The 15,911-nt window shown below is 66.2% G+C and carries 16 protein-coding genes; all 16 read left to right on the forward strand.

Features of this window, described 5'->3' with window-relative positions; all coding sequences use genetic code 11:
* The first annotated feature begins 13 nt into the window (after positions 1-13).
* Genes DSM43276_RS07750 through DSM43276_RS07825 form a run of 16 tightly spaced genes read left to right on the forward strand, consistent with a single transcriptional unit; the run spans position 14 to position 15,911 of the window.
* Positions 14-1,129 (forward strand): N-acetyltransferase, encoded by a 1,116-nt coding sequence (locus tag DSM43276_RS07750; RefSeq protein ID WP_169053095.1) that lies wholly within the window; start codon positions 14-16, stop codon positions 1,127-1,129.
* Positions 1,129-2,109: an SDR family NAD(P)-dependent oxidoreductase gene (locus tag DSM43276_RS07755; RefSeq protein ID WP_078328995.1), complete on the forward strand. Its 981-nt coding sequence runs from the start codon at positions 1,129-1,131 to the stop codon at positions 2,107-2,109. Before DSM43276_RS07750 ends, DSM43276_RS07755 begins: the two co-directional genes overlap by 1 nt.
* The gene (locus DSM43276_RS07760) at positions 2,106-3,164 is read left to right on the forward strand and encodes a fatty acid desaturase family protein (RefSeq protein WP_078328996.1); all 1,059 of its coding nucleotides are present in this window, start codon (positions 2,106-2,108) and stop codon (positions 3,162-3,164) included. The genes DSM43276_RS07755 and DSM43276_RS07760 overlap by 4 nt, the downstream gene beginning before the upstream one ends.
* On the forward strand, positions 3,161-4,516 hold the full coding sequence (locus DSM43276_RS07765) for an aminotransferase class III-fold pyridoxal phosphate-dependent enzyme (RefSeq protein WP_078328997.1): 1,356 nt from the start codon (positions 3,161-3,163) through the stop codon (positions 4,514-4,516). The genes DSM43276_RS07760 and DSM43276_RS07765 overlap by 4 nt, the downstream gene beginning before the upstream one ends.
* Complete coding sequence (locus tag DSM43276_RS07770) at positions 4,498-6,021, forward strand: pyridoxal phosphate-dependent decarboxylase family protein (protein WP_078328998.1); 1,524 nt, start codon at positions 4,498-4,500, stop codon at positions 6,019-6,021. The genes DSM43276_RS07765 and DSM43276_RS07770 overlap by 19 nt, the downstream gene beginning before the upstream one ends.
* On the forward strand, positions 6,018-6,728 hold the full coding sequence (locus DSM43276_RS07775; RefSeq protein ID WP_078328999.1) for a hypothetical protein: 711 nt from the start codon (positions 6,018-6,020) through the stop codon (positions 6,726-6,728). Before DSM43276_RS07770 ends, DSM43276_RS07775 begins: the two co-directional genes overlap by 4 nt.
* A complete protein-coding gene (locus DSM43276_RS07780) occupies positions 6,725-7,243 on the forward strand; it encodes an SRPBCC family protein (RefSeq protein ID WP_078325500.1) in 519 nt (172 codons plus the stop codon). The genes DSM43276_RS07775 and DSM43276_RS07780 overlap by 4 nt, the downstream gene beginning before the upstream one ends.
* Positions 7,240-7,992 (forward strand): hypothetical protein, encoded by a 753-nt coding sequence (locus tag DSM43276_RS07785; protein WP_078329000.1) that lies wholly within the window; start codon positions 7,240-7,242, stop codon positions 7,990-7,992. The genes DSM43276_RS07780 and DSM43276_RS07785 overlap by 4 nt, the downstream gene beginning before the upstream one ends.
* A 2-nt stretch (positions 7,993-7,994) precedes the next feature.
* A complete protein-coding gene (locus DSM43276_RS07790; RefSeq protein WP_078329001.1) occupies positions 7,995-8,933 on the forward strand; it encodes an ABC transporter ATP-binding protein in 939 nt (312 codons plus the stop codon).
* Positions 8,930-9,700: an ABC transporter permease gene (locus DSM43276_RS07795; RefSeq protein WP_078329002.1), complete on the forward strand. Its 771-nt coding sequence runs from the start codon at positions 8,930-8,932 to the stop codon at positions 9,698-9,700. The genes DSM43276_RS07790 and DSM43276_RS07795 overlap by 4 nt, the downstream gene beginning before the upstream one ends.
* A 16-nt stretch (positions 9,701-9,716) precedes the next feature.
* Entirely contained in the window at positions 9,717-9,959 is a 243-nt protein-coding gene (locus DSM43276_RS07800) for an acyl carrier protein (protein ID WP_030095215.1), read from the forward strand.
* On the forward strand, positions 9,956-11,605 hold the full coding sequence (locus DSM43276_RS07805; RefSeq protein ID WP_078329003.1) for a fatty acyl-AMP ligase: 1,650 nt from the start codon (positions 9,956-9,958) through the stop codon (positions 11,603-11,605). Before DSM43276_RS07800 ends, DSM43276_RS07805 begins: the two co-directional genes overlap by 4 nt.
* A 35-nt stretch (positions 11,606-11,640) precedes the next feature.
* Positions 11,641-12,471 (forward strand): MlaE family ABC transporter permease, encoded by an 831-nt coding sequence (locus DSM43276_RS07810; RefSeq protein WP_078325623.1) that lies wholly within the window; start codon positions 11,641-11,643, stop codon positions 12,469-12,471.
* Complete coding sequence (locus tag DSM43276_RS07815; protein ID WP_078329004.1) at positions 12,468-13,328, forward strand: MlaE family ABC transporter permease; 861 nt, start codon at positions 12,468-12,470, stop codon at positions 13,326-13,328. The genes DSM43276_RS07810 and DSM43276_RS07815 overlap by 4 nt, the downstream gene beginning before the upstream one ends.
* 13 nt (positions 13,329-13,341) lie before the next feature.
* On the forward strand, positions 13,342-14,838 hold the full coding sequence (locus DSM43276_RS07820) for an MlaD family protein (protein ID WP_412458647.1): 1,497 nt from the start codon (positions 13,342-13,344) through the stop codon (positions 14,836-14,838).
* Positions 14,835-15,911: an MCE family protein gene (locus tag DSM43276_RS07825; RefSeq protein ID WP_078329006.1), complete on the forward strand. Its 1,077-nt coding sequence runs from the start codon at positions 14,835-14,837 to the stop codon at positions 15,909-15,911. The genes DSM43276_RS07820 and DSM43276_RS07825 overlap by 4 nt, the downstream gene beginning before the upstream one ends.

Consider the following 15,911-nt stretch of genomic DNA (forward strand, 5'->3'; position numbering starts at 1 on the left):
CCTACCGGTGTCGGTGCGGCGCGTCGGATCGCGCCGCGAGGCCAAGCAATTCGTCGCGATGCCGTGGCGCATCTACGGCGACGACCCCAACTGGCGCCCCACGCTGCGCCGCGTCATGCACGCGAAGATGAACTCCACGCACAACCCGCTGCACCGCGAGGTGCAGATCGAGAACTTCGTCGCCTACCGCGGCGACAGCCCCGTGGGCCGCATCTCCGCCAGCATCGACTCGGCCTACGTGCAGCGCTATGGCGAGTGTGCATTCTTTGGGTTCTTCGAGAGCGAGGATGACGACGCGGTCGCCGGCGCCCTGCTCGGGGCGGCCGAACAATGGGCCGTGCGCCGGGGCATCACCAAGATGGTCGGTCCGTTCAGCTATACCTCCCGTGAGGAAGTCGGACTCCTTGTCTCCGGGTACGACAGGCCGCCGGCGGTCATGCAGCCGTACAACCCCCGGTACTACCCGGCGCTGGTCGAGGCGGCCGGATATCGCAAGAAATTTGATTCCGCCTCCTTCCGTTGGCATGTCGATGGCAACCCGGAGGTTCAGCAGCGCCTGCTCAGGCGGGCCGACGCGGTCATGCGCGACCAGGGCGTAACGGTGCGCTCGGTGCGGATGCGCGACTATGGCGACGAGCTGGAGATGTTGCGCGGTCTCTACAACGACTCCTTTGCCCACCATCCCGAGAATGTCCCGCTCAGTCGTGAGGTGTTCTCGGGGATGGCCGCGGAGATGCGGCCCCTGATCGATCCGAACATCGTCCGGATAGTCGAATCCGGAGGCACTCCAGTGGGATTCCTGCTGATGCTGCCGGACGTCAATGAGGTCGTCGGGCGCTCGGGGCGGCTCACGCCGGCGCTGCTGACACGGCTCGCGGCCCGGCGCAAGGGGCGCATCCGCGGGATCGAAACCGCCGTGGTGGTGCTCATCGGCGCGGTGCAGACCCAGTTCGGGGCCGGGATCGGACGGATCCTGGCGGGGGAGATCGTCCGGACGATCACCGGCAGCGGCTACTCCTCGGTGGCCACCACCTGGGTGCACGAGGACAACGTGTGGTCGAATTCGCTGACCTCCCAGATGAAGACGGACCCGGAGAAAATCCATCGGGTCTACCAGAAGGCGCTGTGATGGGCGGCCGGATATTGGTCACCGGGGCCACCGGGTACCTGGGTTCCACGCTCGTCGCGTCTTTGGTGCAGGCGGGCGAGCGGGTCACCGTCGTGACGAACCCGCACGACTCTGCCGTTGTTGGCGACGAGCTGCGTCCGCATGTCGACACGGCCTGCGCCGACATCACCGATGCGCAGAGCGTCGATGAGGCGATGCGAGGTGTGTCCCACGTGTATCACCTCGCCGGTATCGCATCACCGAACTCCCGCCTGGGGCATCGTATTTGGCAGACCAATGTGCTCGGCACCTACCAGGTGGCGCGTGCCGCCCTGAAGCACGGTGTCCAGCGCGTGGTACACGTGTCGTCGACCGCCGCCGTCGGCTATCCGCCCAACGGTGTGGTGGCGGACGAAGACTTTGATCTGCGGGATTCGGTGCTGGACAACGTGTATTCGGAGTCCAAGCGCGCGGGGGAGCGGCTGGTGCTGGACTTCGCCGAGCGCGGTCTGGACGTTGTCGTCGTGAACCCCGCCGCCGTGTTCGCGCCGGGCGCGGGGCCTGCCCGGTCCTGGCAGGGGCTATTGGTCGCTGCCCGCAAGGGCCTGCTGCGCGTGGTACCGCCCGGCGGCACCGCGGTGTGCTCGGCGCAGGATTTCGTCGTGGGTATCACCGCGGCGATGGCCAAGGGCGACACCGGGCGCCGGTACATCCTGAGCACCGCGAATCTGTCCTACCGGCAGATCGGGGAGTTGCTCGTGACCGCGGTGGGGCGCGAGCACCCGGTGCGGTCCGCGCCCATGGGACTGTTCCGGGCGGTGGGCAAGGGCAACAGGTTGGTGCGCGATGTCTCTACGCGCTTCGACCCCGACGATGCGCTGATTCCCGAGAACGTGGAACTGATGGCCCGCGAGTTGTACTACGCACCCGATAGGGCAGTGCGAGAGCTGGGAATTCCCCAGGTGTCTACCCACGAATTGATAGCGGAGTTTGTGCGATGACGGTCGAGGCACGGCAGACGCAGGGTGGCTCCAAGGAGGCGCTCGGCATCTCGATGGCCGATGCGCGCGCCCTGGTGGCAGACCTCACCGCGCGCCGCCAGTGGATCTATTGGCTGGACCTGGCCGCCTGCGTGGCAATCGGATACACGGCATTCCTGTTGTGCCCGGCCGACGATCTGCTGTCACTGCCGGCGGCGGCGTGCATGGTGGTGGCGGCCTTCGCGTTTTATCGCGGAGTGTTGTTTGTCCACGAGCTGGTGCACGCCGAGCGCGATCTGCGCTGGTTCTCGGTGGTCTGGCACGTGGTATGCGGAATCCCTTTTCTGGCACCGAAGTTCACCTTCGAGTTCCATCATGAACATCACGCGTCGCGTACCTATGGCACAGCCGAGGACGGGGAGTACGTGGCGTACGGCAGCGAGCCGCGCTGGCGCATCATCTTGTTGCCGTTCACCGCGCTGGGCGGGCCGTTGGCATTCGTCTTCCGGTTCCTGGTGCTGGCTCCGCTGAGCTGGTTGATTCCCGCGATCAGGCCCGTCGTGCTCACCCGGGCGTCATCGCTCATGATCGACGCCGATTTCGAGCGCCCGCTGCCGCCGGCAGGCACGCCTCGCTCCTGGCTGATGCAGGAAATCGCTTGTTTCGCTTACACATCGGCCTTGCTGGTGCTGCTGCTCCTGGGCGCCTACTCGCCGTACCGGCTGCTGGAGGCGTACCTGGTGGTCGCCATAGCGCTATTCGTGAACTGGCTGCGAGTGCTGGCGGCGCACCGGTACGAGGGCACGACCGAGCGGATGACCTTCCCGGAGCAGGTTCTCGATTCCATCGACCATCCCTCGGTCCCGGTACTGGGCTCACTGTGGGCGCCGGTGGGGTTGCGTTTCCATGCGGTACACCACTTCTTCCCTCAGTTGCCCTACCACCAGTTGGGTGAGGCGCGCCGTCGGCTCATGGCGGCGATCCCGCCTGATGCCGGGTACTGGTGCACCGAAGACCGTTCACTCGCCTCATCGCTGCGGCGTCTACTCGCCCACCCGCGTAAGGACACGGTATGAACACCACCCAATTGACTTCCATGGCACGAGAATCCGGAGCTGCCACCTACTCTCGTCGCCTGCCGATACGGCCGGTTGAGGCGCGCGGCGCCCGGGTGCGCGCCGACGACGGGCGCTGGTACGTCGACTGCCTGGCCGCTGCCGGGGCCATGTCCTTGGGCTGGAATCACCCCGTCGTCAGCGAGGCCGTCATGAAGACGGTGTCCTCCGGAGAACCGTTACTGTCACTGGATTTTCACACGCCGTCTCGGGACCGTTTCGTCGAGGAGCTGCTGTCCATCCTGCCGGTGCGGCTTGCCGCCGACGCCAGCATCCACCTGTGCTCGCCCAGTGGGGCGAGCGCGGTGGAGGCGGCGCTCATGCTCGCCGAGGTCGCCACCGGCGGGCGCGAACACGTGGGTGTGCAAGGCGGATTCCACGGCTGCACACGGGCCGCACGTGCGGCGAGCTCTGGCGGCGGTCTGCGCCAGCAGCCGGTGGTGCTGGCCCCGCACGCGAGCTTCCTGCCATACCCGCAGGAGTACCGCAGTCCGTTCGGGGTGAGCGGAGAGCAGGGGGTTGAGCTGGCGATCGCGGCCGCCGACGCGCTTGCGCGCCCGCACAGCGGAGTGACGGCGCCCGCATCGTTGATCGCAGAGTTCGTGCTGGGTGAGGGCGGGGTGATTCCCGCTCCACCGCGCTGGGGTCAGGCCTTGCGCCGGACCGCATCGACCCTCGGGATACCGCTGATCGCCGATGAGGTGCAGGCCGGTATGTACCGCACGGGTCCGGCATGGGCATTTCAGCACTGTGGCATCGAACCCGACATGGTGGTGATCTCCAAGGGACTCGGCTCCGGTATCCCCATCGCGGTCCTGGTGGTGCGCAAGGAGTTCGACGTGTGGGAACCCGGCGCGTTCACCGGGACCTTCCGCGGGAACGCCATGGCCTTCGCCGCCGCCAGCGCCGTGATGCGCTTCGCGCGCGAGAACGGACTGCGCGGGCAGGTTACCGCCCGCGGCAAGGTCTTCCTGGATGGCTTGACCGCCATCGCATCCCGCTCGAAGCTGGTCGGCGATGTGCGCGGGATCGGGCTCATGCTGGGTGTGGAGATCGTAGACCCCGACCTGCCGTGGCCGCATGACGCCGGAGCGCCGGCGCCCGAGCTCGCCGCCGACATCCAGCGTGCGTGCCTGCACCATGGCCTCATCGTCGAGACCGGCGGCCAGTACGGCAACGTGGTGCGTTTCTTGCCGCCGTTGATCATCGAGGAACCCGATATCTCCGCGGCGCTGAACGCATTCGAATCGGCCCTTGTCGCGGTGGAGCGCACCCGGTCCACCAGCGAGCGCGCATGGGCAGAATCCCGGTGAGGCCCAACCCGAGCCCCTTCGTGAGTGACTTCCTCACCGGGGAAAGCACAAGCCCGTATCGCGAAGCCATGGCCTTGGCGGCCGACCGGGCGAGTGCTGCACTGGGCGGTGCCACCAGGCCTGGCCTGGTAGACGGTTACGCGGCGCTGAAACGTGATGCCGGACGACTCGACCTCGACGATCCCGAGGGCGTCGGACTGAGCCGGGCATTGGACGAAGCCGCCGGGCTGCTCGCGGAGAACTCCGTGGTGGTCACCCATCCGGCGTATCTGGCGCATCTGCACTGCCCGCCCGCGCTGCCGTCGCTGGCCGCCGAGGTACTGATCAGTGCGTTCAATCAGTCAATGGACTCCTTCGATCAGGCGCCGGCCGCCACCGCGATCGAGCAGCAAGTCATCGAATATCTTTGCGCCAGAATGGGATACGCGCCCGATTCGGATGGGACCTTCACCAGCGGGGGCACCCAGTCGAACCTGCAGGCCCTACTGCTCGCGCGGGACCTGTTCGCCCACCACACCTACGGCTGGGATATCGCGGCACGAGGCTTGCCGCCGCAGGCCAGTTCCTGGCGTGTGCTGTGCACCCGGCAGACGCATTTTTCGGTGCGGCAGGCACTCCGGCTGCTCGGGCTGGGGACCTCCGCCGTCATCGAAGCACCCACCGATGGGGCCGGGCGCCTGCGCGTCGAGGAGCTCGCGGGAATCCTGGACGAGGCGGACCGCGCGGGGACGCCCGTGTTCGCGCTCGTGCTCACCGCGGGGACCACGGATTTCGGGGCGATCGACCCGCTGGCAGCGTCCATCGCCCTGGCGCGTGCGCGCGGGATCTGGAGCCATGTGGATGCGTGTGCGGGTGGGTGCCTGATCTTCAGCGAGCAGCACCGGGACCTGCTGCACGGTATCGAGCTGGCGGACTCGGTTGCCCTCGACTTCCACAAGCTGTTGTTCCAGGCGATCAGTTGCAGCGCCCTACTGGTCCGCAGCCGTGAGAGCTTCGATGTGCTTGCCGCACATGCCGATTACCTCAACCCGGAGAGCGACTCCGAGCACGATGTGCTCAATCTGGTGGGCAAGTCGCTGCAGACCACCCGCCGTTTCGATGCGCTGAAGGTATTGGTCACGTTGAGGGCGGTGGGCCAGCGTCATGTCGCGGCGATGATCGATGCCACCTGTGCGGCGGCGCACGCCGCCGGCCGCGCAGCGGCCGAACACCCGGACCTGGAACTGGCGGTGCCGGTATGCACCAACACGGTGGTGTTGCGCTGGCGGCAGCCGGGCGTGACGGGCGAGGCGTGCGACGGGATCAACGACACGGTGCGCGCCGAGCTGGCGCACACCGGCAGGGCAATTGTGGGCCGGTCCAGTGCTGCTGGGGGGCAGGCGATCAAGCTCACCTTCGTCAACCCCTTGGTCACGGCGTCGATGGCGGCCGCGATGGTCTCCGAGATAGCCGCCCACGGCAACCGGATCTGGTGTGCCCGTATCCCGGAGGGCAGCGCCGTATGAACAATCCTGTAGTACGCGTCGAACGTGTTCCGGCCTCCGATGCCCGTTTTGCCTGGGCAAAGAATGTCGAGTTCTCGATTTTCGGCCTGGAGAACGATTTCGCCGACGGTGTCGATATCGCGGCGGGGGAGATGGTGCACTACCGCCCGTGGGAACGGTCGTCGGAGATCTATGTCGGGTTTACCGAGGAGTCCCGTGAGCATCCCGTGGGCGTATTGCGTTCCCTGCGGCACGATCCCGAGCTTGGGTTCGACAGTTTCAGCACCTTGCGCGACGCCCGGAACTTCCGGGGCGGCGGTGCACCGGCGCGCAATTATCTCTATCCGCGCTGGGATTCGTTCTTCGGCGAGATGGCGCCGGAGCGCATCGCGGAGCTCGCCACCCAAGGGGTACGCAAGAAGTACCGGCGCGCCGGAATGATCGAGCAGATCTGGCAGGCATTCTTCGGCAGCCTGGCCGCCGACGGCGTCCAGTTTGTGACGGTGGCACTGGTGGTGCCGCTGTTCGACTGGTACCACCACCTGCTGCCACACCGGCTGCATCAGATCGGCGACATCCTGCCCAACTACATCGGTGCGGACAGCGTGCCGGCCGTCCTCGACATCAGCGGCTCCTTTGTCCCCGACGCCGCCGACGCCGTGCGCGACGGCTCGCTGCTGACCGCCACCACCGCACTTCCGTCCCCCGATAAGGAAAGAACCAGATGAGATCGATTCACACCGAAGAGCATGTGTTCCGCAAGGTCAGCGAGATCGACTGTCCCGTCGACAAAGTGTGGGAGCGGGTCACTTCGCAAGAGGGCATCAACGATGAGATGGGCCCCTACATGAAGATGACCATGCCCAAGCAGTTCCGTGGCCGGTCCATCGCGGACGTCACTCCGGGCACCCGAATCGGCAAGAGCTTCTTGCTGTTGTTCGGCGTCCTGCCGTTCGGATTCGATGACATCACGGTGGCGCGGCTCGAACCCGGCCGGATGTTCCGTGAGGAGTCGCTCATGACCGGCATGCGGGTGTGGGTACATCACCGCACCCTGGAGCCGGTGGCGTCCGAGACCGGTGAAAAGACCAGAGTCACCGACGAGATCACGCTGGCCCCACAGGCGCCGCTGGGCCTGATCCCCGGGTGGGGCAGGCTGATGAGCAGGATTCTGGCGGCCTTCTTCGCGCATCGGCACCGGCGGCTGGACCGGACCCTGTCCGTCACCGGAGCTCCGCGATGACACGCCTCGGCGCGGCAGTCGCCGCAGTGCTCTCGGTCGCGGTGGCTGCTGCCTGCGCGCCGGTGAATGAGGAGGCAGGGAAGCCCGTCGGACATGCCTTCGCACTGTTGAAGTACCCAGCAGGACAAGGGGAACCGGCTTCCGAGCCACAGGGCAAGTCGCCCTTCGGTGACTATGCGCAGGAGGTCTCCGGCTCGGTGACCTATCTCGGGGAGACCACTGCGCTACCCGGTGCCGGAGTCATGACCGTCGGCCCGGGCCCCCGACGCGGCGAACTGAAGATCGAGCAGTACTACCGGGGAGACCGATTCCCGTACGAGACCGGGATCGTCTCCGGCGGCGAGGGCAAGCCCAGCACCCTGGACGCCATCACCATCGTCAACCCGCTGGACTCGCGGGTGACGCTGCAATGCACCATCGACGGCGGAATCAGCCTGGCGGACATCGACAGTGAGCGTGAAATCAACGGCACCTGCAGCGGGGGAGCCACGGCCCACGGTCACATCAGGCCCGACGGCAGCCGCAAGGCGACGTGGCGCGACAAACCCATCGAGCTGGTGCGCACCGTCATGGATCTCACCGTCAGCGGTGCCAGCAGTGGCCAGATCCACCAGATCAACGAAGTCCCCAGGGACAGCACGGTCGGCAGCTTCCCGCTGTTCACATCGATCGACGTGAACATGACGGCACAGGGCATCAGCCTTGCCGAGAAGCTGGAACGTCACGTGCTCCTGAAAGTGAAGGGCTGAGCATGACCACAGAGGAGAAGACCCCGGCATTACGTGCGGCAGATCTGGTCAAGGCCTATCCCGGCGCGCAGACTCGCGCTGTCGACGGACTGAATCTGACTATCCCGCAAGGCATCGTCTACTGTCTGCTGGGCCGCAACGGTGCCGGGAAGACCACCACCATCCGCATGGCGACGACGCTGCTCGCCCCCACCAGCGGGGAGCTCGAGGTGCTCGGAATTCCCGTCGACAAAACCAAGGAATTGCGTCCCCTGATCGGTGTAGCGCTACAAGAGGTGGCGCTGGATCTGTGGATGTCACCGGTCGAGCAGATTCGGATGAGTCTGGCCATCGCCGGCTGGCCCAAGGGACAGCGCAAGGCGCGCGAGGAAGAGCTCGTCGAGCAGTTCGGCCTCGGTAGTTACCTGAACCGGAAGGTGGGGGCACTGTCCGGCGGCATGCGCCGACGCGTCGATGTCGCACTGGCGGTCGCCCACAACCCGCAGATGTTGTTCCTCGATGAGCCGTCCAGCGGGCTGGATATCGAAGGCAAACAGGAGGTGTGGAATGCCATCCGGCTGCTGCGCGCCGAAGGACGCACCGTCGTGCTGACGACTCACGATATGGATGAGGCGGTGTCGCTTGCCGACGAGGTCGGCATCGTCAAGAGCGGTCAGCTTGTCGCCTCGGGCTCCACCCAGGAGTTCACCCGCAGCCACGGTTACGCGGTCGAAATTTCGGCCGACGGCGGCGTCTCGGAAGACACGGCCAAGGAGTTGGTGGCCGCGGGCTACACCGTGCGGCGCACGGAGACCGGGACCCTCTCCGGGACTTTGGATTCCGCGTCGGCATCGGATCTGGGGGCGCTGAGCGCCGACCTGGGCCGGGTCGGGTTGGGCACGGCCAGTATCGAAGTGCGATCCACCTCGCTGCGCGACGCATTCTTGGAGGTAACTCAGTGAGCGCCTTGTCCAATACCGCACGGTTGTTCCGTCGCTACGTCGTCGTGGGCCTGCGGCAGCCGGTCTTCGGATTCATCTTCCCGATCGTCTTCCCGGTGGTTCTGGTGATCTTCGTGCGGTCGATGTTCCAGCGCGTGGCCGACCTGCCCGGATTCCCGCTCTCCTCGTACACCGCGTACATCGCGCCCGGGCTCATCATGCTCATTCCGATGCTCGGTGCGGGGTACGGCGCCGGGACGCTCATCGACGAGATCAGATCGGGGTTCACCGACCGGCTGCGGCTCTACGGTGTCTCCACCGGGCAGATCATGGCGGCCAAGATCGGCTTCGAGATGTTCCGCATCCTGCCCGCCGCGGTCATCGTCATCGGGCTACTGGCCTTCCTTGACGCACCACTGCGGGCGGGCGCGTTGACCGGGGTATTCCTTGTGCTGGTGATGTTCCTGTGGTCGGCGGCCTATAGCTCGCTGTTCTATCTGGTCGCGCTGCGCACTCTCAATCCGCAAGCGCCCGTGGCGATGTTGCCGCTGGCGTTACCGGTGCTGTTTGTCAGCCAGGCGCTGATGCCCTCGGTGTTCCTGTCCGACTGGCTCAGGATCAGCATCAACGCGAACCCCTTCTCGCACATTGTGTCCGCCGCCTCCACGATCATGTACGGCGAATTCGACGCGATGCTCGTGGTCAAGGGCGCGCTGGTGGCCATCGGCATGTTCGCGCTGCTGCACATCCCCATCCATCTGGTGATCCGCCGAAAAATAGGCAAGTAGAGGGCTTGGAAAGAACATGGAAACTACGTCAGAAGTCCGCGAGTTCCTCATTGAGTTCATCGCCGAGGAACTCGAGATGCCCACCGGAGATGTCAATGACTTCTCCGAACTGGTGGGCGATCTCGGATTCGATTCGTTGTCGTTCGCGGTGGGAGTCTCGGAAATCAAGGGCCGCTTCGGCATTCAGCTGACTAAGGACGATGTCTTCGAGTGCAAGACGCTCGGGGCGTTGATCGAACTGGTGGAGAGCCGTTTATGAACCCGGTGCTCGACAGACTGCGCGGCAGCGCCGTCACCGACCGCGGCCTCACCTCGGCGCCGATCGGAGCCGACGGCACATCACGGCTGACCGAGTTGCGCACCACGGCATGGGCCGATGTGCACCAGCAGGGCCTGCGGATCGCGGGCGCCCTGCAGGCCGCGGGTGTGCGTCCCGGCGACGCGGTGACCGTATTGGCCGGTAGCCCCGGTGAAATCGCGCCGTTGGTGCAGGGCATCTGGATGTCGGGTGCCTCCGTGACCATGCTGCACCAGCCCACGCACCGATCCGATATGCAGGTGTGGATCGAGGACACCCGCAAGGCACTGGCGGCGGTGGGCTCCTCGACCGTCGTCGTGGGGGACCCGTTCCTCGCGGCCGCCGGGCAGTTCGCGTCGGTCGGCGCCCGCGCTCTGGAGCTTCCGGGCCTGCTGACGCGCGCACCGGGGGAGATCGTGGATGCCGACCAGGACGCTATCGCCTTCCTGCAGTTGACCTCCGGGTCCACCGGGACACCGAAGGCGGTCAGCATCACTTATCGCAATATCGAGGCCAATCTGCGGGCAATGGTGAGCGCTTCGGGTGCCGATCCAGAGTCCGATGTGGTGGTGAGCTGGCTGCCGCTGTTCCACGACATGGGCATGATGGGTTATCTGATCGTCCCGATGTGCCGGGGGATGAACACCGTCAGCGTGACTCCCATGGACTTCCTCGGTAACCCGCTGCTGTGGGCAGAGCTGATCAGCAGGTACCGCGGCAGCATGACAGCGGGGCCCAATTTCGCGTACTCGCTGCTGGCCCGCCGGCTGCGCAAGGCGCCCGACGGTGCCTACGATCTGTCCTCGTTGCGGTTCGCGCTCAGCGGCGCCGAGGCCATCGATGTCGCGACACTGGAACGATTCGTCACCGAGAGCGCCCGGTTCGGTATGCGCGCCGACGCCATGGTCCCCGCGTATGGCATGGCGGAGGCCACCCTGGCGGTCTCGTTTGTGCGGCGCGGCGAGGGCTACCGGGTGTGCCCGCCACATCCCGATCTCGTCGCCGCCCAGGGTGAAGAGGCCAGCGCCCGTGTGGCACTGGGTCTTCCCCTGCCCGGCTGTGAGGTGCGGGTGGTGACCGAGGACCGCTCGGTGTTGCCCGCGGAGGCAATCGGTGAGCTTGAGATCCGGGGCGAGAACGTCACTGCCGGGTACCGCACCGCCGCGGGGTTCGAGCCGATGCTCGACGCGCAGGGCTGGCTGTCCACCGGCGATATCGGGTACCTGACCGAGGATGGGCAGCCGGTGATCTGCGGCCGCAAGAAGGACATCCTGATCATCTCGGGTCGCAACGTGCACCCCGAGGACATCGAGCGGTCGGTCGCGGGCGTGCCGGGAGTGAAGTCGGGCGGTATCGCCGCGGTCCGTCTGTCCACCGCCGCGGCGGGCGAGGGGTTCGCGATGGTGGCCGAGTCGGCGCTGCATGCCGACAGCGCCGAGAGCGCACGCATCCGTGCCGAGGTGGCCGACCGTGTCTACCGCAGCCTGGGGGTGAGTCCACGCGATGTCCACGTGGTCCCCGCCGGGTGGATTCCGAAGACATCCTCGGGAAAGTTGCGCAGGAGAGCGACCAGTGACCGGCTGAAGAGGTGTGAACCGACCCGATGACGACACGGGAACAACTTCTCCGTGTCCGCACCTGGATGCCCGAAGGGCTTCGCACGCTTGGCGATCGCGGTGCCCGCTACCTGCGGCACCATCCGATCGCCGCACTCACCACCGTCGGCGAACAGTTCGTCCTCGGTGCGCACACGCTGCGGTACTTCGCGACCGACCTGGTGACGGGCCGGTTCCAGTGGGCGGAGTTCGTGCGGCAGGCGGCGTTCATGGCAGGAACCGCCGTGATGCCGACGGTGCTGGTGGCACTGCCCATCGGGGTAACGCTCTCCATCCAGTTCGCACTGCTGTCAGGTCAGGTCGGTGCGACCTCACTGGCCGGTGCGGCCAGCGGGCTGGCCGTGGTGCGGCAGGCCGCCTCGTTGGTGGCGGCCATATTGCTGGCCTCGGCGGTGGGCTCGGCGATGACCGCCGATCTCGGCTGCCGGACCATGCGGGAGGAGACCGCGGCCATGGAGGTCATGGGGGTGTCGGTGGTGCGGCGTCTGGTGGTGCCGCGCTTCGCGGCGGCGATCGTCGTCGGTATCGCCCTGACCGGTGTGGTCTGCTTTGTCGGGTTCTTGGCCAGCTATCTGTTCAACGTGTACGTACAGGGCGGTGCCCCAGGAAGTTTCGTCGCCACCTTCGCATCGTTTGCGACCACGGGAGACCTGCTGCTGGCCTTGCTGAAGGCCGCGGTGTATGGCGCCATCGTGGCGGTGATCGCCTGCCAGAAGGGGCTGGCCTCGCATGGCGGACCGACCGGGGTGGCCAATTCGGTCAACGCCGCGGTCGTGGAATCTGTACTGCTGCTGATGGTCGTCAACGTCGTGGTCAGCCAGGTTTACACCATGGTGTTCCCGCGGGGGGTGCTATGACCGCCACCCTGCCGACTCCTCGGATGCTCTTGCGGCCCATGATATTCCGCGCAGACGCCGTAGTGGGACCATTGGCGCGGTTCGGTCATATGGTCACCTTCTTCCTGCATGCCTTCCTGGCGATCCCGATTGCGCTGCGCCGTTACCGGCGCGAATTCCTGCGCTTGCTTTCCGATATCACCTGGGGCAACGGGTCGATCGTGGTCGGCGGGGGAACCGCCGGTGTGGTGCTGGTGCTCGGCGTCACCACCGGTGCGCTGGTGGCGATCGAGGGTTACAACTTCCTGGAACTGATGGGGCTGGGCCCGGCGACGGGGGTCATCTCCTCGTTGGTGACCACCCGCGAGCTCGCCCCGATCATGGCCGCGCTGGCCTTTGCCGTGCAGGCGGGATGCCGCTTCACCACCCAGCTCGGGTCGATGCGTATCGCCGAAGAAGTGGACGCGATGGATTCCCTTGCCATCCGGCCGATTCCGTATCTCGTGACCACACGCCTGCTGGCCTCGGTGGTCGCCATCATCCCGCTGTACGTGGCATGTCTGACGATCAGCTATCTGTCCTGCCAGGTCATGGTGGGCATTGTCAGCGGTGGCTCGCAGGGCCCGTACCTGCACTACTTCACGCTGCTGTCCAGCGGCACGGATATCCTCTACTCGGTTCTCAAGGCCATCGTCTTCGTCTGGATAGCCTCGGCCATCCAGTGCTATTACGGGTTCTGCGCCGACGGCGGACCGGAGGGTGTCGGCATCGCGGCAGGGCATGCGATGCGTGCCAGCATCACCGCGGTGATCGTCGTCAACATGCTGCTCACCATGGCGCTGTGGAGTGTCGACTCGGGCGCCAGGTTCGGAGGATGATGTGACGAATCACGTGGGTACTCATTATGACCTGGACGGTGTCGTCTTCTCGCGGCGGCAATTGCTGGTGCGCGGGGGAGCCGCATTGGTCGCCGTCGCCGCCATCACATCGGCCCTGTTGATCAAGTCGACGGGAGTGCTGGACAGGTACGTCAATGTGGTCGCCGAGCTCCACAACGTCGGCGACGGGCTGCCGCCGCGCTCGGATGTGAAGTACCGGGGTGTACTCGTCGGTGCGGTGGACAGCGTCAGCCCGGCGGCCGGTGCACAACCCAATCGGGTGTATCTGCGTCTCAAGCCGCTGTACGCCAGGTCGATCCCGGCGACCGTCACCGCGCGCGTAGTGCCGAGCAATGTCTTCGCCGTCTCGGCGCTGCAACTCGTCGACCACGGGTCCGGTGCACCGGTTCGCGACGGGGCGCATATCGCCGAGGACACCCGGCTCCCGACCGTGCTGTTCCAGACCACGGTGAACAAGCTGCGCCAGATCCTCTCCGCGGCGGGCCGCGGCCGCGAGGACAACACCGTCGGGATCCTGGCGGCTGTTGGTGCGGCCACCGATCACCGTCGCAACGAACTACTCACCAGTGCAGCGCAACTCGATCGCATCCTGGACCAGCTCAACGCCGTCGTGGCGACGGACCAGGGTCCTTCCACCGTGTCGGCACTGGTCGATGCGGCACGCGGGCTCTCGCAGACCGCACCGGATCTGGTGGATGCCCTGCACCAGGCGGTGGCTCCCATGCGCACCCTGGCCGAGAAACGGGACCAGTTGCGCACGTTCATCGGGGCCGGGGTGCACACCACCGGTACCACCGTGGAGTCGCTGCGTAACCACACCGATCAGCTGATCCAGATCACCACCGACCTGACGCCGGTGCTGGGCGTGCTGGCCGATAACGCCGAGCACTTCGTGCCGATCACCCGGCGCATCACCACGTTCTCGGACACCTTCTTCCAGGAAGTGTGGGACCCGGAACTGGCCACGGCCCGTGGGCGGATCAATCTATCGTTCACCCCGTCGTACACCTATACCCGCGCCGACTGTCCACGCTACGGGGAACTGAAGGCGCCCAGCTGTTTTACCGCTCCTCAGATCGCGGTGCGGCCCGACCTTCCCGAGGTGTTGCTACCCCAGAATTACCAGCCTCCGGCCAACCTGGCCCCGCCGCCGGGGACAGTGGTGGGTCCGGGCGGCAATCTTGTCGCCGTTGGGCCGCCACTGGTCAACCCCAACCCTGACCTGCGGGATCCCAATCCGCCGGTGCCGTCGTGGCTCAGTCCGGCTCCACCGGTACCCGGAAGCGCGGTGCCGGGCGAAACCGCTGTCGCACCGGCATCTTTCGGTGGGAATGTGGGACCCGTCGGCAGTGCCCAGGAACGGAGCCAGCTGGACCGAATCCTGGGGCAGCCGGTGACGGCGGCTGATCAGCTCATGCTCGGGCCCATCGCCCGCGGCACGGCCGTGACCCGAAACCAGGACGCGCACAACGAGGAAGGTACACGATGAGGCGCTCGGCAACCGCGAGTTTGCGTGGTCCCGTGATCGGCCTCGCCATCTTCCTGGTGATCACCACGGTGTTGACGTGGCTGGTCTACGTCACGCTGCGGCGCGACGTCAAGGGTTCGACCATCTCGTACGCCGCGGTGTTCACCGATGCCTTCGGGCTACGCGAGGGTGACGACGTCCGGATCGCGGGGGTCCGCGTGGGCAGAGTCCAGGGCATCGAGCTCAACGGGACACTCGCGAAGGTGAGCTTCGCCGTCCAGGACGGCCAACGGCTCCCCGACAGCACCACCGCTTCGGTCACCTATCAGAACATTGTCGGCCAGCGCTATCTCGCACTGGCGCAGGGCCACTCGGGACACGGTGGCCTGCTGGCCCCGGGCGGCGTCATCCCCGTCGAGCGCACCGAGCCCTCGTTCGATATCGGCATTCTGCTCAATGGGTACGAGCCCCTTTTCGCGGTGCTGGACCCTGCCCAGGTGAACAATCTGACCCAGGCGGTCATCGGCTCCCTGCAGGGGGACACCGCCGCGTTTGCGACGCTCGTGGACCAGACATCGGCATTGACAAAGACATTCACGGGCCGCGATGACGCCCTGGATCACGTGATCGGGAGCCTGGACCGGGTGGTGGGCAGCCTGGCGGCGCAGAATCGTGACTTCGAGGAGGCGATCGCCGCGACCCGTGCGGTGGTCGGCCAGTTCGACGGCCGCAGGCCCGAGCTGGTGTCCTCCGTGGGCAAGATGACCGCGGTGGTCAGAAACCTGTCGCGGATCGCCCATGACGTGGACCCGCAGCTGCACGAATTACTCACGCGTGAGCCCGGTTACACCCGGCACATGCTCGACATCGAGCCGCAGATCGCTTACACGGGACTCAACACACCGCTGTTCCTCAAGGGCCTGGCGCGCATGTTCGGGGAGGGCCCCTACATGAATGCCTATGGGTGCGATGTGAATGTCTACGGTTTCTTCCCCGGGCTCAACGATGTCGTCCCGATCATCGTCAACGCGGCCACGCCGGGCGGCAAGGCCAAGCACACGGCGCGATGCAGGAATGCCGGCGATGGTGGCTGA

It is taken from the genome of Mycobacteroides salmoniphilum (assembly GCF_004924335.1).
Taxonomy (GTDB): domain Bacteria; phylum Actinomycetota; class Actinomycetes; order Mycobacteriales; family Mycobacteriaceae; genus Mycobacterium; species Mycobacterium salmoniphilum.